This is a genomic window from Acidovorax sp. Root402, from assembly GCF_001425125.1.
Lineage (GTDB): Bacteria > Pseudomonadota > Gammaproteobacteria > Burkholderiales > Burkholderiaceae_C > Acidovorax > Acidovorax delafieldii.
In genome coordinates this window covers 439,478-459,112 of sequence record NZ_LMDQ01000012.1, presented here as the reverse complement: position 1 = coordinate 459,112, position 19,635 = coordinate 439,478, and the positions used below count along the sequence as shown (strand labels likewise).

Below are 19,635 nucleotides of genomic sequence, written 5' to 3'. Positions count from 1 at the left end.
GGTGTGGTGCGGGTGCTATTACCCACAACGCTTGCGCCATAGTTCTTTCGGACGATGCTCCGCCCAGGGTAAATAGTCCCTCTGCCGCGCCGCACACCCTCTAGTGAAGGATGTGCAAAGGTCGCCACAAACGCGACCATTCCTCTCATGCAAAAAGAGAGGAATCGCGCAATGGCCAACGCAACCCTGACCCCGGGCGACAGCCCGCAGCGCACTCGCCAGGCTTGGTCGGTGCTGATCGTCAGCACCTTCGCCTTCACGGTCTGCTTCATGGTGTGGATGATGTTTGGCGTCATCGGCATCCCCATCAAGAAGATGCTGAACCTGAACTCCACGCAGTTCGGGCTGCTGATGTCCATGCCAGTGCTCACGGGCTCGCTGGTGCGGGTGCCCCTGGGCATCTGGACCGACAAGTTCGGTGGCCGCATCGTGATGGCGGCCGTCATGGCTACCACCGTGCCTGCCATCTGGCTCATGAGCTATGCCACGGAGTACTGGCACTTCCTGACGATCGGCCTGTTCGTGGGCTTGGCGGGGGGCTCGTTCTCAGTGGGTACGCCGTATGTGGCGCGCTGGTTCCCCAAGCATCGCCAGGGCACGGCCATGGGTGTGTATGGCGCGGGTAACTCGGGTGCAGCCGTGAACAAGTTCGTGGCCCCGGTGCTGCTGGTGGCCTTTGGCTGGACCATGGTGCCGCAGGTGTATGCGGCCATCATGCTGGGCACCGTGGTGCTGTTCTGGCTCTTCAGCTACAGCGACCCGGCCCACCTGGTGCCCAGCAACGTCAAGTTCACCGACCAGCTCAAGGCGCTCAAGGACCCCAAGGTGCTCAAGTACTGCCAGTACTACAGCATCGTGTTCGGCGGCTACGTGGCGCTGTCGCTGTGGATGGTTCAGTACTACGTGGGCGAGTTCGGCCTCGATATCCGCGTGGCGGCGTTGCTGGCGGCCTGCTTCTCGTTGCCTGGCGGTGTGCTGCGCGCCATCGGCGGCATGCTCTCCGACAAGTACGGCGCACACAGCGTGACCTGGTGGGTGATGTGGGTGAGCTGGATCTGCCTGTTCGTGCTGAGCTACCCACAGACCGACTTCACCATCCTCACCGTCAACGGTCCCAAGACCTTCCACCTGGGTCTCAACGTCTACGCGTTCACCGGCCTGATGTTCCTGCTGGGCATTTCGTGGGCCTTCGGCAAGGCCAGTGTCTTCAAGTACATCAGCGATGACTATCCCAAGAACATCGGTGCCATCAGCGGCATCGTGGGCCTGGCCGGTGGCCTCGGCGGCTTCATCCTGCCCATCCTGTTTGGTGCGCTCATGGACCTCACCGGCATCCGCTCCAGCGCCTTCATGTTGATGTATGGCGTGGTGTGGGTCTCGCTCATCTGGATGTACTTCACCGAAGTGCGCAACACCCGTCTCATGGGCTCGCAGGGCGCTGTCGCACAGCCTGCCACCCGCTGATTTTTCAAGGAAACCTCACCATGTCTGCCACCACCAACAGCGGGCGCCAGGGGCGCCTGCTCACCCTCTGGACCCCGGAGGACAAGTCCTTCTGGGAGCGCGAAGGCGAAGCCGTCGCCAAGCTCAACCTGTGGATCTCGGTGCCCGCGCTGTTCCTGGCCTTTGCCATCTGGCAGGTCTGGAGCGTGGTCGCCGTGAGCCTGCCGGGCCTGGGCTTCAAGTATTCGACCAACCAGCTGTTCTGGCTGGCGGCAGCGCCCGCGCTTTCGGGCGCCACGCTGCGCATCTTCTACTCGTTCATGGTGCCGCTCGTGGGCGGGCGCCGCTGGACGGCGATCTCCACCGCTTCGCTGCTGATCCCTGCGATTGGCATCGGTTTTGCGGTGCAGGACAACACCACCGCGTACCCCACCATGCTCATCCTGGCGCTGCTGTGCGGCCTGGGCGGCGGCAACTTCAGCTCCAGCATGGCCAACATCAGCTTCTTCTTTCCGAAGGAGCGCAAGGGCTCGGCGCTGGGCGTGAACGCGGGCCTGGGCAACCTGGGCGTGTCGGTGGTGCAGTTCCTGAGCCCGCTGGTGGTCACGGCCGGCATCTTCGGCATCTTTGGCGGCGAAGGCCAGACCATTGTGAAGAACGGCCAGACCGTGCAGGTGTGGACGCAGAACGCCGCCTTCATCTGGGTGCCATGGATTGCGCTGACGGCGCTGGCCGCCTGGTTCGGCATGAACGACATCGCCGACGCGCGCGCCTCGTTCGCCGCCCAGGCCGCCATCTTCAAGCGCAAGCACAACTGGCTGATGTGCGTGCTGTACCTCGGCACCTTCGGCTCGTTCATCGGCTATGCAGCGGGCTTTCCGCTCCTCATCAAGAGCCAGTTCCCTGGCGTGAACCCCCTGGCCTACGCCTGGCTGGGCCCGCTGGTGGGCGCGGTGATCCGCCCGTTTGGCGGCTGGATGGCCGACAAGCTCGGCGGTGCGCGCGTCACGCTGTGGAACTTCATCGTCATGGCCATGGCGGTGGTGGGCGTCACGTTCTTCCTGCCCTCGGCGGGTAACGAAGGCCAGTTTGCAGGCTTCTTTGTGTGCTTCCTGGTGCTGTTCCTCACCACCGGCATCGGCAACGGCTCCACCTTCCGCATGATCCCCGTGATTTTCCTGACCGAAGCCATGCGGGGTGTGGACCCCCGCAACACCGCCGCCGTGGCACAGGCCAACAAGGAAGGCAACACGCTGGGCGCTGCCACGCTGGGCTTCACCGCCGCCATGGCCGCCTATGGCGGGTTCTTCATCCCCAAAAGCTATGGCAGCTCGATTGCCCTGACTGGCAGCCCCCATGCGGCGCTGTGGACATTTTTCGCTTTCTATCTCGTTTGCATCGTGATCACCTGGTGGTACTACGCACGCAAGCACGCCGAGATGCCTTGCTGATCACCCCTGGACAGAACAGAAAAAGGAGCCCCCGATGAGCCATTTCCTCGATCGCCTTTCGTACTTCTCGCAGCCCCGCGAGACCTTTGCCCAAGGCCACGGCGAAACCAACGGTGAAGACCGCACCTGGGAAGACGCCTACCGCGACCGCTGGGCGCACGACAAGATCGTGCGCAGCACGCACGGCGTGAACTGCACGGGCAGCTGCAGCTGGAAGATCTACGTCAAGGGCGGCATCGTGACCTGGGAAACCCAGCAGACCGACTACCCCCGCACCCGCCCCGACCTGCCCAACCACGAGCCCCGTGGCTGTGCGCGTGGCGCCAGCTACAGCTGGTACCTGTACAGCGCCAACCGCGTGAAGTACCCCATGGTGCGTGGCCGCCTGCTCAAGCATTGGCGCGCTGCCATTGCCCTCGCCAAGAGCCCGGTGGACGCCTGGGCCAGCATCGTCGAGAACGATGCCTCCAAACGCGAATGGCAAAAGCAGCGCGGCCTGGGCGGCTTCGTGCGCAGCACCTGGGAAGAAGTCAACCAGATGATCGCTGCGGCCAACGTGTACACCATCAAGAAGCACGGACCGGACCGCATCATCGGCTTCTCGCCCATCCCGGCGATGTCGATGATTTCGTACGCTGCGGGCAGCCGCTATCTCAGCCTGATTGGCGGCGTGTGCATGAGCTTTTACGACTGGTACTGCGACCTGCCCCCGAGCAGCCCGCAAGTTTGGGGTGAGCAGACCGACGTGCCCGAGTCGGCCGACTGGTACAACAGCTCGTACATCATTGCCTGGGGTTCCAACGTGCCCCAGACACGCACGCCCGATGCGCACTTTTTGACCGAGGTGCGCTACAAGGGCACCAAGGTCGTGTCCATCACGCCCGACTATTCCGAAGTCGCCAAGCTGGGCGATTTGTGGATGCACCCCAAGCAGGGGACGGACGCCGCCGTGGCCATGGCCATGGGCCATGTGATCCTGAACGAGTTCTACTTCAAGGACGGCGGCAAGGGCCGTTCGGCGTACTTTGATGACTACGCCCGCCGCTACACCGACCTGCCGCTGTTGGTGGTGCTGAAGGAAAAGAAGCTGCCCGATGGCCGCACGGTGATGGTGCCCGACCGCTATGTGCGCGCCAGCGACTTTCCGAACAAGCTCGACCAGTCGAACAACCCCGACTGGAAGACCGTGGGCTACGACGAACTGGGCCAGGTCACGCTGCCCAATGGTTCCATCGGGTTTCGTTGGGGGGCGGACGGCCGCCCCGACCAGGGTCTGTGGAACCTGGAGAACAAGGAAGCGCGCACCGGCAACACCGTCAAGCTCAAGCTCTCGGTGATTGAAGACGGCGACCAGGCGCACGACGTGGCTGACGTGGCCTTCCCGTACTTTGGCGGTGTAGCCACGCCCAACTTCACGGCCAATGAACAAGGCGGCGACGTGATGGTGCGCCGCGTGCCGGTGTCGCACCTGGAGCTGGCCGGGCACGAAGCCCAGGGCCGGGTGATGGTGGCCACGGTGTTCGACCTGCTGGCAGGCAACTACGGCATCGACCGTGGCCTGCCGGGTGAAGAGCCTGGTGGCAGCTACGATGCCGACCGCCCCTATACCCCCGCGTGGCAAGAGGCCATCACCGGTGTACCGCGCGAGCAGATCATTGCCGTGGCGCGACAGTTTGCCGACAACGCAGATAAGACCCATGGCAAGTCCATGGTGATCATCGGCGCGGCCATGAACCACTGGTACCACAGTGACATGAACTACCGGGGCATCATCAACATGCTGATGCTGTGCGGCTGTATTGGCCAGAGCGGTGGCGGCTGGGCGCACTATGTGGGCCAGGAAAAGCTGCGCCCACAGACGGGCTGGACGGCGCTGGCCTTTGCGCTGGACTGGATCCGTCCACCGCGCCAGATGAACAGCACGAGCTTCTTCTACGCCCACACCGACCAGTGGCGCTATGAAAAGCTGGGCATGGAAGAGATTCTGTCGCCCCTGGCCGACCAGCGCGCCTACCACGGCGCGCAGATCGACTACAACGTGCGTGCCGAGCGCATGGGCTGGCTGCCATCAGCCCCCCAGCTCAAGACCAACCCGATGCAGGTGGCCAAGGACGCCGCCGCTGCGGGAATGGACGCGAAGGACTACGTCGTCAAGTCTCTGAAGGATGGCAGCCTCACGATGAGCTGCGAGGACCCGGACCACCCCGCCAACTGGCCGCGCAACATGTTCGTGTGGCGCTCCAACATTTTGGGATCGTCGGGCAAGGGGCATGAATACTTCCTCAAGCACCTGCTGGGCACCACCCACGGCGTGCAGGGCAAAGACTTGGGCAAGGACGAGGCCAAGCCCGAGGAAGTGCAGTGGCACGCCAACGCGCCCGAAGGCAAGCTGGACCTGCTGGTCACGCTCGACTTCCGCATGAGCACCACCTGCCTTTACTCCGACATCGTGCTGCCCACGGCCACCTGGTATGAGAAGAACGACCTCAACACCAGCGACATGCACCCCTTCATCCACCCGCTGTCCACGGCGGTGGACCCTGCCTGGCAGGCCAAGAGCGACTGGGAGATCTACAAGGGTTTCGCCAAGGCTGTGAGCGAGGTCAGCGTGGGCCACCTGGGCGTCGAAAAAGACGTGGTGCTCACGCCCATCATGCACGACACCCCCGGTGAAATGGCGCAGCCGTATGGCGTGCGCGACTGGAAGAACGGCGAGTGCGAACTCATCCCCGGCAAGACCGCGCCGCAGGTCACCGTGGTAGAGCGCGATTACCCCAACCTCTACAAGCGCTTCACGGCCCTGGGCCCGCTGATGGACAAGGCGGGCAACGGCGGCAAGGGCATCGGCTGGAACACGCAGACCGAAGTCGGCCAGCTCGGTGACCTGAACGGCCGTGTGAAGGAAGAGGGCGTGACGCAGGGCATGCCCCGCATCGTGACCGACATCGACGCCACCGAAGTGGTGATGATGCTGGCCCCCGAAACCAACGGCCATGTGGCCTGCAAGGCCTGGGAGGCCCTGGGCAAGCAGACCGGGCGCGACCACGTGCACCTGGCGCTGCACCGCGAGGACGAGAAGATCCGCTTCCGCGACATCCAGGCGCAACCGCGCAAGATCATCAGCTCGCCCACCTGGTCGGGCCTGGAAAGCGAGAAGGTCAGCTACAACGCGGGCTACACCAATGTGCACGAGTACATCCCATGGCGCACCCTCACGGGCCGCCAGCAGTTCTACCAAGACCATCCGTGGATGCGTGACTTCGGCGAAGGGTTCGTGAGCTACCGCCCACCGGTGCACCTCAAGACGCTGGAAGAAGTCGAAGGCAAGAAGCCCAACGGCAACCGCGAGATTGCGCTGAACTTCATCACGCCGCACCAGAAGTGGGGCATCCACAGCACGTACAGCGACAACCTGATGATGCTGACGCTCAACCGCGGTGGCTCGGTCGTGTGGCTGAGCGAAGACGACGCCACGAGCGCCGGCATCGTGGACAACGACTGGGTGGAACTGTTCAACGCCAACGGCGCCATTGCGGCCCGTGCGGTGGTGAGCCAGCGTGTGAACCCCGGCATGGTGATGATGTACCACTCGCAAGAGAAGATCATCAACACACCCGGCTCCGAGATCACCGGCACCCGCGGCGGCATCCACAACTCGGTCACCCGCATCGTGCTCAAGCCCACGCACATGATCGGCGGCTATGCGCAGCTGAGCTACGGCTTCAACTACTACGGAACCATCGGCACCAACCGCGACGAGTTCGTGCTGGTGCGCAAGATGGACCGCATCGACTGGCTCGATGACGAGCCTGTGTCCAGCACCGCAGCCCACGCCTGAAGCCCTAGGAGAAACACGATGAAAATTCGCGCACAAATCGGCATGGTGCTGAACCTGGACAAGTGCATCGGTTGCCACACCTGTTCCGTCACCTGCAAGAACGTCTGGACCAGCCGCCCCGGCGTGGAATACGCCTGGTTCAACAACGTCGAAACCAAGCCCGGCATTGGCTATCCCAAGGAATGGGAAAACCAGGACAAGTGGAATGGCGGCTGGGTACGCAGTCCGGACGGCTCCATCGCCCCCCGCCAGGGCGGCAAGTGGAAGCTGCTCATGCGCATCTTTGCCAATCCCAACCTGCCGCAGATCGACGACTACTACGAGCCCTTCACGTTCGACTACGACCACCTGCAGTCGGCCCCTGAAAGCAAAGCCGCGCCTACGGCCCGCCCGCGCAGCCTGATCACCGGCAAGCGCATGGAGAAAATCGAGTGGGGTCCGAATTGGGAAGAAATCCTGGGCGGCGAATTCAGCAAGCGCAGCAAGGACAAGAACTTCGACGATGTGCAAAAGGACATCTACGGCCAGTTCGAAAACACCTTCATGATGTACCTGCCGCGCCTGTGCGAGCACTGCCTGAACCCGGCCTGCGTGGCATCGTGCCCCAGTGGCTCGATCTACAAGCGCGAGGAAGACGGCATCGTGCTGATCGACCAGGACAAGTGCCGCGGCTGGCGCATGTGCGTCTCTGGCTGCCCCTACAAGAAGATCTACTACAACTGGCAGTCGGGCAAGGCCGAGAAGTGCATCTTCTGCTACCCCCGCATTGAGGCCGGCCAGCCCACGGTGTGTTCGGAAACCTGCGTGGGCCGCATCCGCTACCTGGGCGTGCTGCTGTATGACGCAGACCGCATCCAGGAAGCTGCCAGCGTGGAGCGCGACCGCGACCTGTACCAGGCGCAGCTCGACATCTTCCTGGACCCGAACGACCCGGACGTGATCAAGCAAGCCCGCATCGACGGCATCCCGGACAGCTGGATGGACGCCGCGCGCAACAGCCCCGTCTACAAGATGGCCGTGCAGTGGAAGGTGGCCCTGCCGCTGCACCCCGAGTACCGCACGCTGCCCATGGTCTGGTATGTACCGCCCCTGTCGCCCATCACGGCCGCTGCCAATGCCGGCCATGTGGGCGTGAATGGCGAGATCCCCGACGTGTCGCAGCTGCGCATCCCCGTACAGTACCTGGCCAACCTGCTCACCGCCGGTGACACCGGACCCGTGGTGCGGGCGCTGGAGCGCATGCTGGCCATGCGCACCTACCAGCGCGACAAGCATGTGGAGCAGCGCCAGAACCTGTCGGTGCTCAAGCAGGCGGGCCTGTCGATGGCCGAGGTCGAGGAGATGTACCACGTGATGGCGATTGCCAATTACGAGGACCGCTTCGTCATCCCATCGGCCCACCGCGAGTACGCAGAAAACGCGTTCGACATCCGCGGCGGTTGCGGCTTCTCGTTTGGCAACGGTTGCTCCGACGGCGCCACCGAGACCAGTATGTTCGGTGGCAAGAAGCCGCGGACCATTCCCATCAAAGCGACTGTTTGAGCGACACGGAAGGAATCACTATGTTCAAGAAGAACCCGACCTCCGTGCGCCTGACCCTGCGCGCCCTGGGCTACCTGCTGAGCTACCCCGATGCGCAGCTGCGCAGCGTGATGCCACAGCTCATCGACGCCCTGCAGGCCGAGCAAGCCCTGACGGCCGAGCGCATGGAGGAGTTGAAGGCGGTGTGCGAGCACCTGGCTGCACTCGACCCGCTGGAAGCCGAAGCCCGCTACGTGGACAACTTTGATCGCGGCCGCCAGACCTCGCTGCACCTGTTCGAGCATGTGCACGGCGACTCGCGTGACCGGGGCCCGGCGCTCATCGACCTGTTGCAGACCTACGAGAAGGCAGGCCTGCAGTTCCAGGCAGAGGAGCTGCCCGACCACCTGCCGGTGGTGCTGGAGTTCGCCTCTACCCAGCCGCCCGAAGTGGCCAGGGATTTTCTGGGCGAAATGGCCCACATCCTCAATGCGCTGTTCAGCGCCCTCGTGGCGCGCAACAGTCCCTACGCCAGCGTGATCGCCGCCGTGCTCGAAGTCTCGGGCCAGCGTGTGCAGTCGGTGGCGCTCACGCCCGAGCCGCCCATGGACGAGGTCTGGGCCGAGCCCGAAGCGTTTGGCGGTTGCAGCACCCAGGGCCAGTCCAAGCCCGACCAGCCGCAGCCCCTGCATTTTGTTCGTACCCCCCGCGCCGAGCGGGCACCCGAAGGAGTCTCAGCATGACCACCTGGCTTGACACCCTGCTGTTTGGCATCTATCCGTACATTTGCCTGGCCGTGTTCTTCATCGGCAGCTGGGCGCGGTTTGACCGTGACCAGTACACCTGGAAGAGTGATTCGTCGCAGCTGCTGCGCACCGGCAGCCTGCGCTGGGGCAGCAACCTGTTCCACATCGGCGTGCTGTTCCTGTTCTTCGGCCACACGGTGGGCATGCTCACGCCGCACTTTGTGTACGAGCATTTCATGAGTGCGGGCGCCAAGCAGCTCATGGCCATGGTCTCCGGCGGGATCGCGGGCACGCTGGGCTTCATCGGCCTGTCCATCCTGCTGCACCGCCGCCTGTCGGACCCTCGCATCCGCGCCACGTCCAAGACCAGCGACATCCTGATTCTGGTGCTGCTGTGGCTGCAACTGGCACTGGGCCTGGCCACCATTCCGCTGTCGGCGCAGCATCTGGATGGCTCCATGATGATGAAGCTGGCCGAGTGGGGGCAACGGGTGGTGACCTTCCGCAGTGGCGGGGTGGAGCTGCTGGCCGAGGCGGGCTGGATTTTCAAGGCACACATGTTCCTGGGCATGAGCATCTTCCTGATCTTCCCCTTCACCCGCCTGGTGCACGTGTGGAGCGGCTTTGGCACGCTGGCCTATGTGCTGCGCCCCTACCAGGTGGTGCGTGCGCGCCGCCTGAACCTGCCGCCCGGCCACATGCAGTCGCAAGACCGCCGCGCCTGAAACCCACTGACCCAAGGAGCACACCATGAGCGGATGTGGAACCGGGAGCTGCGGATGCGGCTCCACTGACAGCAGCGTGGCGGCAGCACCTGCCAGCACGCTGACCCCTACGCAGGCTGCGGCCTACGAGGCACTGGTGGCAACGATGGACGATGCGCCCCAGCAAGCCACCCTGGCACCACAAGCCGGCGCCATGGGGGGCATGGGCTCGGTGGCGGCCGAGGTGGCTCGTGTCAATGGCGTGGCCCTCAACGTCCCGCACGAGCTGCTGGACGAAGAGGCCCTGCGCCAGCGTGCATGTACCGAGCTGCTGCGCCAGGCGGCGCAACAGGCCGGGTTGCTGTCTGCGAGCGACACGCCGGGTGTCGAAGGCGCCATCAGCGTGGATGCGTCCAATGCCATCGAGCAGCTGCTGGAGCGCGAGCTGGACCTCCCTGATCCTTCAGAAGAAGCCTGCCGCCGCTACCACGAGGCCCACCCTGCGGCACACGCCCAGGGTGAGCGTGCGCAACTGCGCCATGTGCTGTTTGCGGTGACGCCGGGGGTGGATGTGAAGCAGCTGCGCCTGCGGGCCGAGGCCTTGCTGATCGAGCTGCGCTGCGCGGACGATGGCGGCGCCCAATTTGCCAAGGCCGCCGCCCAGTGGTCCAACTGCCCCAGTGGCCAGCAGGGCGGCGACCTGGGCTGGCTCACCCGCGCGGACTGCGCCCCCGAGTTCGCGCGCGAGGTGTTTGGCGGTGCTGAGATCGGTGTGCTGGCACGCCTGGTGCACAGCCGCTTTGGTCTGCATGTGGTGGAGGTGGTGGCCCGTGACCCGGGGCAACAGCGCTCGTTCGAAGAGGTGCGCCAAGCCATTGCGCTCACCCTGCGCCAGCAGGCCTGGGTGAATGCGTTGCGCCAATATTTGCAGCTGCTGGCGGGCGCCGCCGTGGTCGAAGGGGTGGTGCTGGACGCGGCCGACACGCCGCTCGTACAGTAGTTGCTCCACACACCACCGTTATCTGATTGCCTGCCCATGCCCGACGAGTTGCTGGACCGCTTGCGCCGCTTCCATGACGACGCTTTCCCCCAGTACCGCCAGCAGTTCCAGGCGCTGGTGGACGAAGGGCAGCATCCCACCACCTTGTTCATCGGATGTTCCGACTCCCGCCTGGTGCCCTATCTGCTGACTGGTGCGGGGCCGGGCGAGCTGTTTCTGGTGCGCAATGTGGGGGCGTTTATCCCGCCGTACGACGGGTCGCATGGCCACCATGGCACCACGGCGGCCATCGAGTTCGCAGTGCTCAACCTGCAGGTGCGCCGCATCGTGGTGTGCGGCCACAGTCACTGTGGGGCCATCAAGGCGATGTATGGTGAGGTGTCGCCCGAGGCCCCCAACCTCAACCGCTGGCTGGACCTGGGGCGCGAGGCACTGTTGCCCATGCAGCCGGGTCCCGAGGTATTGCGCCGCACCGAACAGCGCGCAGTGGTGTTGCAGCTGGAGCGCCTCATGGAGTACCCCATGGTGCGTAGCCGGGTGCAGTCGGGCCAAATCAGCCTGCACGGTTGGCACTATGTGATCGAGGACGGCGAAGTGCATGTGTTCGACGTCCAGACCGGTGGATTTGTGCCCGCTTCGCAGTCGGACCACAGCGGCACCGGCCCCTACCAGCCCTACGTGGAGCATGATGGGCAGGTGCTGGTGGACGAGTGAGCGGCCACCGACTTGCCATGGCGCTGCATTCGGAGTGGAATGAGCGCTCCTTGACGGAACGCAACCCCGTTTCAGCCTGAAACCCAAATCATCGGCCCCCATGAAACGCGAACCCCAGCCCCCACTCAACCCCACCTCGTCCCTGCAGCCCATCAGCCTGGATGTGCTGCGGGAGAAGTACCTCAAACCCGGCGAAACCACGGCCGACGAGCTGTACCAGCGCGTGGCACGGGCCCTGGCCTCGGTCGAAAAACCCGAGCTGCGCGCAAAGTACGAGGCCCTGTTCCTCGCCAATCTGAAGGCGGGCGCCATCGGCGCAGGCCGCATCATGAGCGCAGCGGGCACCGACATCCAGGCCACCCTCATCAACTGCTTTGTGCAGCCCGTGGGTGACTGCATCCAGGGCGTGGATGACGAAGGCTTTCCGGGCATCTACGAAGCGCTGCGCGAGGCGGCCGAGACCATGCGCCGTGGCGGGGGCGTGGGCTACGATTTCTCCCGCATCCGTCCCAAGGGCGCACAGGTGAAGGCCACCGCCTCCATGGCATCGGGGCCGTGCAGCTACATGAACGTGTTCGACCAGTCCTGCTCCACCGTGGAGAGTGCTGGCGCACGCCGGGGTGCGCAGATGGGCGTGCTGCGCATCGACCACCCCGATGTGCACGAGTTCATCACCGCCAAGCGCACGCCAGGCCGCTGGAACAATTTCAATGTGTCGGTGGGGGTGTCGGACGAGTTCATCCAGGCTGTGCAGAACAACGCACCGTGGGAGCTGGTGCACAAGGCCCGCCCCGGCACCGCACTGCTGGCCCAGGGCGCTCGCCAGCGCGCCGATGGCCTGTGGGTCTACGCTACCGTGGCCGCGCGCGAGCTGTGGGACACGATCATGAAGTCGGCCTACGACTTTGCCGAGCCTGGCATCCTGTTCCTGGGGCGCATCAACGAAGACAACAACCTGCATTACTGCGAAGACATTGCGGCGACCAACCCCTGCGGAGAGCAGCCGCTGCCGTCCTATGGCTGCTGTGACCTGGGCCCCATCATCCTCACCCGCTTTGTGCGGCACCCCTTTGGCTTTGGGGGCGTGGCCGCGTTTGACTTTGACGCATTCACCCAAGCCGTGGCGCTGCAGGTGCGTGCACTCGACAACGTGCTCGATGTGACCTACTGGCCGCTGCCGCAGCAGCGCGATGAGGCCATGGCCAAGCGCCGTATTGGCGTGGGCTTTACCGGCATGGGCAACACGCTGGCCATGCTGTGCCTGCGCTACGACCTGCCTGAGGGCCGCACCATGGCCGCGCGCATTGCCGAGTGCATGCGCGACGCCGCGTACGCCGCGTCGGTGGATCTGGCGCGCGAGAAAGGTGCGTTTCCAAAGTTCGATGCGCGGGGCTACCTGGCGGAAGGCACGTTTGCGAGCCGGCTGCCCGAATCGCTCAAGGCCGCGATCCACCAGCACGGCATCCGCAACAGCCACCTGTTGTCCATCGCGCCCACGGGCACCGTGAGCCTGGCCTTTGCCGACAATGCCTCCAATGGCATCGAGCCGCCGTTCTCGTGGATGTACAAGCGCAAGAAGCGCGAGTCCGACGGCAGCACCACCGAATACGCTGTGGAAGACCATGCCTGGCGCCTGTACCGCGAGCTGGGTGGGGATGTGGAGGCGTTGCCGGACTACTTCGTCTCGGCCCTGGCCATGCCGGCCGAAGGCCACATCGCCATGATGGAAGCCGTGCAGCCTTTTGTGGACACGGCCATCTCCAAGACCGTCAACATTCCCGCGGACTACCCCTACGAAGGGTTCAAGGACCTGTACCTGCAGGCCTGGCGCGCCAAGCTCAAGGGCCTGGCCACCTACCGGCCCAACAGCATTCTGGGTTCGGTGCTCGAAACCCATGCGGAACCTGCGCCCGCGCCCGCTGCGGCGCCTGTGGCGCCACCCGCACCCCCGGTGGACCCCATGCGCACCGTGATCGAAAGCCGTCCGCAAGGGGGCCTTTCGGCGGTGGCTGAGAAGCTTGAGTACTGGACGCAGGAAGGCCACAAGACCCTGTACCTCATCGTGTCCTTCCTGCCCGTGCCCACGGGCGTGGGCAACGGTACGGTGGACCGCGCCATCGAGTTCTTCATGCCGGTGGGCCAGAGCGGCGAGTCGCAACAGTGGATCACGTCCAGCATGCGCATGCTGTCGCTCGCAGCGCGTGGCGGTTTTCTGGAGCGGGCGCTGTCGGACATGCGCAAAGTCGCCTGGGACCGCGGCCCGGTGCGCCTGGGCACCCACCGCAAGGACGACGGCACGCTGGTGCCCATGTGGCACGACTCCGAAGTGGCGGCCATGGCCTATGCCATCCAGAACATCCTGGCGCGCCGCGTGGCCGACCCGGTGCAGCAGCAACTGCCGCTGGACGAGCCCGCCCCGCTGCCCGTGGCTGTGCCCCAGGCCATGGCGGGCAAGAAGTGCAGCGAATGTGGCGCCCATGCGGTCATCCGCAAGGACGGCTGCGACTACTGCACGCAGTGTGGGCACCTGGGGAGCTGTGGATGAACGGTCGGGTCCCGCATCGGCCTTCCCGGCACACACGGTAAGCATTGGAAGGATTCCCCATGTCTGTCATTCCCTGGCCGTTGAACCCTTCGTCTCGCGCGCAGCTTGCTGCAGCGCGGGCCAGTGCGCCGGACGATGTGGCCGGGCTAGCGGCGGCGTTGATCCAGTCACGCCAGACCATTCTGCCCAAGCGCCTGGGCGGGCCCGGCCCCAATGCGGTCGAGCTGGCGCAGATCCTCCAGGCCGCAGCCTACGCGCCAGACCATGGCCAGCTGCTGCCCTGGCGCTTCATCCTGGTGCCGCAGGCCGCGCGCCCGCCGCTGGCCGATGTGTTTGCGCAGGCCCTGCTGGAGCGCGACTCTGCCGCCACCCCCGAGCAGGCCGAGCAGGCGCGCGAGAAGGCGTACCGCTCCCCGGTGTTGCTGTTGGCGGTGGTGGATGCCGAGCGAGGCGACGCCGAGATTGATCTGGCCGAGCGCACCGTCTCTGCCGGCTGTGCCGTGCAGAACATGCTGCTGATGGCCACCGCGCAAGGCTACGGTTCGGCACTGACCAGCGGCAAGGCGCTGAAGGCGCCGAGCCTGCGGGCCTTGTTTCAACTGGCGGCCTCCGAGCAGGCCCTGTGTTTCATCAGCATCGGCACCGTGTTGTCGCGCAAGGCGGTGCGCGCACGCCCTGCGGCAGGCGCCTATGTGAGCACACTGGATGCCAAGCGGGGCGTGGTGCCTGGATTTTGAAGCGCGCTGGTGGGCCCCACCTTTCATTGATTGCGAGACCTTTTCATGGATATTTCCAGTTTTGACGACCTGCTGCAGGCCGCACGCATGCAACCCGAGCCGCAGCGCCTGCTGTTCGTCTTCGCGGCGGTGGAGCTGCCCGACGACGCCACCCTGGCGCAGCGCGCGCGCTTCGAGGCCGGGCAGGGCGGTGCCCTGGTGCCTCTGATGTGTGTGGACAAGACGCCGCAGGAACTGGCATCGTTCGACGCACTGGTGACCGAGGCCCGCCAGTTCACCGCCCCGGGCCACGACTGGGCCATCGTGTTTGCGGCGGCGATGTCCGGCACGCTGAACCAAGCGCCCAGCAGCGCCGATGCCGAGGCGCCCTTGCAGCGCATGGTGGATGCGATCAAGGGTGGGGCGCATGGGGCGTTCATTCCGTTTGACCGCCAGGGCCACCCTGTGCGGTTTGGCTGAGGCCTGCCATGGCACAGGCGTCCGTACCTGCGTCCGCATCCGCATCTGCACCCGTATCTGCTGCCGCGTCAAGGCATCTGCCCGGCTTCAGCGCACCGGCCGTGGGCTTTGAGCAGCCTTTTGCCATGCTGGAGGCCTGCCACGAGCGCGTGCAACGCACGCTGGGTTTGCTGGGCCGCTTGCGTGAGCATGTGCGAAAGCAGGGCGTTGACAACGATGCCCGCCAGGCCGCGCGGGATGTACTGCGTTATTTCGACATCGCAGCACCGCTGCACCACCAGGACGAAGAACTGCATGTGTTCCCCCTGCTGCTCGCCCAGGCCACGCCCGAGGTCCGGGCGCTGGTCACGCGCCTGCAGCACGACCACGTGGCCATGACCACCGACTGGGCAGCGGCCCGGGCCGGGCTGCAAGCGTTGCTGGATGAAAGCGCCACCGGCTTCACGCCCCAGGACGAGGCCGCGCTGGACCGTTTTGCCATGCGGTACGACGCCCACATCGCCGCCGAAGAAGGCGTGGCCTACCCTGCTGCTGCCACTTTGCTGCCGCCCGCGTCCCTTGCGGCGATGGGGCAGGAGATGGCTGCGCGGCGGGGTGCGATCTAATTGCTATCAAAAATATAGCTGCAAGCGCATATTCGACTAGCGCAAGAGGCCGCTAGGGTTGAAATTTTGGCGCCTGCTGCCCCCAGGGACTGCTTGGCGCACGGTGCTACGCGGCCGTTGCCCGGTGGCGATGCCAGCCGTTCCGTCTGGGCAGCGCCTTGGCGGCTGCAGGGGCGGTGGCTCGCGCGATACTGCGGGGTTGCGCGCGCGACCCGCCGCGCTTGTTTGCTTGCCTGCCTGCCGTTTCCCGTATGCGCCCCCTCTTTATTGTTCGCACCCTGGCCACCCTGGCCTTGGCGTGGGCCGCTGCCGCTGCCTGTGTGGCCCTGCAGACCCCGCTGCCCTGGATGATCGGCCCACTGCTGGCCACTTCTGTCGTGTCGATGGCCGGCGGCCCCACCGAAAGCTGGGGCCCGCTGCGCAACGCCGGGCAATGGACCATTGGCGCCGCGCTGGGCCTGTATTTCACGCCCCAGGTGGTCGCGCTGATCGGCGGCCTGTGGTGGGCCATCGTGCTGGGCATTGCGTGGGCGCTGTTCCTGGGCTGGCTGTTTGGTGCGTGGCTTTACCGCGTGCATGCGCCCCGCATGCACGGTGTTCCTGCACCGATGCTGCGCGCCACCAGCTACTTTGCCGGCGCGATTGGGGCGGCGTCCGAGATGACCTTGTTGTCCGAGCGCGAAAACGCGCGCACTGACCTGGTGGCTGCCAGTCACAGCCTGCGGCTGCTGATCGTTACGGTGACCATTCCGTTCGCGCTGCAGTTCAGCGGCCTGCACGGCCTCGATATCCTGCCGCCCACGCTGCGGGTGGTGAACTGGCCGGGGCTGGCGCTGATGGCGCTGTTGACCGGTGCAGGGGCGTTGCTGATGGACCGGCTGGGCCGCGCCAACCCCTGGTTCATGGGGGCGATGCTGGTGTCCATGGGCCTGACCATGGCGGGCCAGAGCCTGTCGGCGGTGCCCCAGGGCATGGTGAACGCAGCGCAGCTCGTGATCGGGGTGAGCCTGGGCGTGCGGTTTCGCGCGGAGTTCTTGCACACTGCGCCGCGTTGGCTGGCGTCGGTGGCGCTGGGCACGGTGGCGCTGATGGGCGTGTGCGCACTGTTTGCCGGTGCCCTGGCCTGGGCGACGGGGCTGCCCTGGGTCACCTTGCTGCTGGGCACTTCGCCCGGCGGCATCACCGAGATGGCCATCACGGCCAAGGTGCTGCAGCTGGGGGTGCCCGTGGTGACGGCGTTCCAGGTGTGCCGGCTGATTGCGGTGCTGATGCTGGTGGACCCGCTGTACCGGAGGATTTATCCGCCCAGCGCACACGAAGGCTCGGTAGGCTGAGCTAACGCACCGGCCTTTGTCGCGGTGTCAGTGCACCACCACCGGGTTTTGCGCCAGGCCCGCGTAGCGGTCCAGTGCGTCTTCCACTTCTTCCTGGGTGGGCGTGTCGCGCTGCCAGGCCAGGATCTGTTCCTGGAACATCTCGGCCCAGGAACCGTCCAGGTAGACCTCTTTGCCGGAGCGCTTGTCCACGATTTCAAAACCATGGCGTGCAAGCTGGGGAACGGCGGGGGCGGTGTCGTTGAGCACCTGGGCGCTCTTTTTCTCCACGGCATCGGGCAGCATATGGACCACCACGAAGGATTCTGAGTCGTAGAGCATGTGCATCGTGTTCCCCTTGTCGATATAGATGTCAGATGACAGCGGGTGCGCAGAGTTCAAGGGCCTTTGAACAGGTTCTTAGGTAAACCACGGCTTTAGTCCCCTGCTGCGTTGCAGTATTTCATGAAAAACGGAGCACGCCGGGTTCGCGGGGGTTTTTTGCCCGGATGGCGTATGGGCGCAACACTCCGTGCGGCGCGAGCCGTCGGAGGCAGTGCTTTGAACAGGTTCTCAGGGTGGGCTGCTGGCGCGCAGCAGCAGGTCGGCGAAATCGCCGTTGGCCTGGGTGAGCTTGATGCGCACGGGCAGATAACCCAGCCCCGGCGCCACCCAGAGTTCGGCCTTCTGGTCGTAGTCCTTGCGGGGCAGGCGCAGCAGCTTGAGGGCAGGCGTGGGCCCGGCGGGCAGGTCCAGGGTTTCGGGGCCTTCCACGGTGAAGGTCCAGCGGTCGGCGCTGCGGGCACTCACCGTGGTCAGCGTGATCTGGGTGCCAGGCACAAACCGGCCCGGGTCTGCGGCCAGCATCGCGCCCAGCTGGATGAACAGGCTCAGCCGGTCCTGCACGCCGGGGCCTGCCACGGCATCGGGCGTGTTGGCGCTGAAGGTGACGTGGCCCTTGTCGTAGTCAAAATGCGCGGCCTGCTCGCTGCGGGATTTGTCGGAGAACTTCTCGGGCAGCAGTCCTTGCTCCGTGACCGTGCCCACGCTGCGCTGCGTGCGGGTGCCCACCAGGAAGGCGCTGATCTCCTGGCGCGCCTCGTAGCGATTGCCGTCGTGCTGCCACAGCAGTTCGGCCCGGGCGCTGTAGGCGAACTTTTTGGCCTGGCCGCTCACATCAAACGCGAGGCGCGTCGAGGCAGGCATGCGCACGGGCGGCGGTGGGGCGCTGGCACTGCGGCCGGTGCCTCCGGGCGGGCGGATGTCCACGCCCGTGCCGGGCTGTGCGTCTTCAGCCGTGGGCTCTGGGGGGGCGGCCGGTGCAGATGCCGCAGGCGCGGGCGCAGGGGCGGCGTCGTCGGCAGGCGTCTCAGGGGTTGCGCTGGCCACGGTGGTTGCGGCACCAGGGTCCGCAGGCGCGCCGGCTTCCGTGACAGGGGCGGCAGCCAGTGGCGCCTCGGGACGGTCTGGGACGGCAGGGGCTGGGGGGCGCTTGGGGGAGGGCGCCTTTTTACGGGCCGGGGGCTGCGGTGCGGCGACGGGCGCGGCGGTCACGCCGGAGGGCGCAACGGCTGGTGGGGGCGGTGCGGGCGCGATGCTGCGCGTGCTGAACACTTGGCGGGACGGCTGCGCGGGGCTGTCCCAGGCCAGGGGTACGCCGCTGAGCACCAGCCAGTGCAGGGCCAGCACCAGGGCCGTGATGAAAACCAGCGCGCGCCGTGGCATCTGCTCGCTGCTTGTGTGTCCGGGTACGGGGCCGTCAGGCGCTGCCCGCGCCCAGGTCGCTGGACAGCTGGGCTGCGGCCGCGCGCAGCGGCGCATCAATGGCGCCGCCCCATTCGGGGTCAAAGGTGGCGATAGATCCCAGCGTGGTGATGCCCAGCTCCAGGTGACCGTCGGCATCGAAAACCGGCGCGCAGAAGGCGACGATGCCCGGCAGCAGCGTGTCCACCACGCGCGCCGCGCCGCGCTCGCGCACCTCGGCCAGCAGTGCGTTCACTTCGGCCATGGTGGCGGGCAGGTCGGTGCGGCGCATCTTCACGGCGCGGGCCAGCTCCTCTTTGAGCAGCGGCGCCACCACCTCGGGCGACATGAAGGCCGCAAAACACCGGCCCGTGGCCGACGACAGCAGCGGCATCACGTCGCCCAGGCGCAGGTTGGCGGTGACGGCCTGGGGCGATTCCTCCCAGTGCACGATGGTGGGGCCGTGGTTGCCCCACACGGCCAGCGCCAGCGTGTGGCCGATGGTTTCCATGAGCGCGGGCATGCGTTCGCGGGCCAGGCGCACGCCATCGAGCCGCGTCAGCGAGGCCAGCCCCAGCTTGAGTGCGGCCGGGCCCAGGTCATAGCGCGCGGTGCGGGGGTCTTGCGTGACCAGGCCCAGGCGCTGAAAGCTCACCAGATACCGGTGCGCCTTGGCCGCGCTCATGCCCGCCGAGGCGGCCACATCCTTGAGCATCAGCGGTCCGCGCGAGCGCGTCAGCCCCTCCAGCAGGGCAAAACCCACCTCGACCGATTGAATTCCTGCACGTTCTTTGTCCATGTGCACTAAAATTTGCG

The 19,635-nt window shown here is 65.8% G+C and carries 16 protein-coding genes; 13 read left to right on the top strand and 3 right to left on the bottom strand.

Translation table 11 applies throughout. From position 1 onward, the window contains the following. The first annotated feature begins 171 nt into the window (after nt 1-171). The 13 genes from ASC83_RS07175 to ASC83_RS07115 all read left to right on the top strand — a co-directional run bounded on the left by ASC83_RS07175 (nt 172) and on the right by ASC83_RS07115 (nt 17,097). Complete coding sequence (locus ASC83_RS07175; RefSeq protein ID WP_056059848.1) at nt 172-1,464, top strand: nitrate/nitrite transporter; 1,293 nt, start codon at nt 172-174, stop codon at nt 1,462-1,464. A 20-nt stretch (nt 1,465-1,484) separates the two neighbouring features. Further along, a complete protein-coding gene (locus tag ASC83_RS07170) occupies nt 1,485-2,894 on the top strand; it encodes a NarK family nitrate/nitrite MFS transporter (RefSeq protein ID WP_010463005.1) in 1,410 nt (469 codons plus the stop codon). Nucleotides 2,895-2,928: 34 nt separating this feature from the next. Next, on the top strand, nt 2,929-6,732 hold the full coding sequence (locus tag ASC83_RS07165) for a nitrate reductase subunit alpha (protein WP_056059845.1): 3,804 nt from the start codon (nt 2,929-2,931) through the stop codon (nt 6,730-6,732). An 18-nt stretch (nt 6,733-6,750) separates the two neighbouring features. After that, a complete protein-coding gene (gene narH, locus ASC83_RS07160) occupies nt 6,751-8,274 on the top strand; it encodes a nitrate reductase subunit beta (protein WP_056059840.1) in 1,524 nt (507 codons plus the stop codon). A 20-nt stretch (nt 8,275-8,294) separates the two neighbouring features. Then, nucleotides 8,295-8,996, top strand: coding sequence for a nitrate reductase molybdenum cofactor assembly chaperone (gene narJ, locus ASC83_RS07155; RefSeq protein WP_056059837.1), 702 nt, complete (start codon nt 8,295-8,297; stop codon nt 8,994-8,996). Continuing rightward, nucleotides 8,993-9,724, top strand: coding sequence for a respiratory nitrate reductase subunit gamma (gene narI / locus ASC83_RS07150; protein ID WP_056059835.1), 732 nt, complete (start codon nt 8,993-8,995; stop codon nt 9,722-9,724). The genes narJ and narI overlap by 4 nt, the downstream gene beginning before the upstream one ends. A 25-nt stretch (nt 9,725-9,749) precedes the next feature. Next, nucleotides 9,750-10,703, top strand: coding sequence for a peptidylprolyl isomerase (locus ASC83_RS07145; protein WP_369816956.1), 954 nt, complete (start codon nt 9,750-9,752; stop codon nt 10,701-10,703). 36 nt (nt 10,704-10,739) lie between these two features. Next, a complete protein-coding gene (locus ASC83_RS07140) occupies nt 10,740-11,417 on the top strand; it encodes a carbonic anhydrase (protein ID WP_015012284.1) in 678 nt (225 codons plus the stop codon). 100 nt (nt 11,418-11,517) lie between these two features. After that, nucleotides 11,518-13,962, top strand: coding sequence for an adenosylcobalamin-dependent ribonucleoside-diphosphate reductase (locus ASC83_RS07135; protein ID WP_056059834.1), 2,445 nt, complete (start codon nt 11,518-11,520; stop codon nt 13,960-13,962). Nucleotides 13,963-14,021: 59 nt separating this feature from the next. Then, entirely contained in the window at nt 14,022-14,699 is a 678-nt protein-coding gene (locus ASC83_RS07130) for a nitroreductase (RefSeq protein ID WP_200938902.1), read from the top strand. A gap of 45 nt (nt 14,700-14,744) precedes the next feature. Beyond that, entirely contained in the window at nt 14,745-15,158 is a 414-nt protein-coding gene (locus tag ASC83_RS07125; RefSeq protein ID WP_056059832.1) for a hypothetical protein, read from the top strand. Between the two features lie 125 nt (nt 15,159-15,283). Further along, nucleotides 15,284-15,763, top strand: coding sequence for a hemerythrin domain-containing protein (locus tag ASC83_RS07120; protein WP_235509333.1), 480 nt, complete (start codon nt 15,284-15,286; stop codon nt 15,761-15,763). Between the two features lie 251 nt (nt 15,764-16,014). Beyond that, nucleotides 16,015-17,097: an AbrB family transcriptional regulator gene (locus ASC83_RS07115; RefSeq protein ID WP_056059827.1), complete on the top strand. Its 1,083-nt coding sequence runs from the start codon at nt 16,015-16,017 to the stop codon at nt 17,095-17,097. A 27-nt stretch (nt 17,098-17,124) separates the two neighbouring features. Here ASC83_RS07115 and ASC83_RS07110 read toward each other — a convergent pair whose 3' ends face one another. The 3 genes from ASC83_RS07110 to ASC83_RS07100 all read right to left on the bottom strand — a co-directional run bounded on the left by ASC83_RS07110 (nt 17,125) and on the right by ASC83_RS07100 (nt 19,618). After that, entirely contained in the window at nt 17,125-17,424 is a 300-nt protein-coding gene (locus ASC83_RS07110) for a DUF3567 domain-containing protein (RefSeq protein ID WP_055392879.1), read from the bottom strand. A 225-nt stretch (nt 17,425-17,649) separates the two neighbouring features. Then, the gene (locus ASC83_RS07105) at nt 17,650-18,801 is read right to left on the bottom strand and encodes a DUF3108 domain-containing protein (protein WP_056059826.1); all 1,152 of its coding nucleotides are present in this window, start codon (nt 18,799-18,801) and stop codon (nt 17,650-17,652) included. Between the two features lie 34 nt (nt 18,802-18,835). Then, nucleotides 18,836-19,618, bottom strand: coding sequence for an IclR family transcriptional regulator (locus ASC83_RS07100; protein ID WP_056059824.1), 783 nt, complete (start codon nt 19,616-19,618; stop codon nt 18,836-18,838). Nucleotides 19,619-19,635 lie beyond the last annotated feature (17 nt).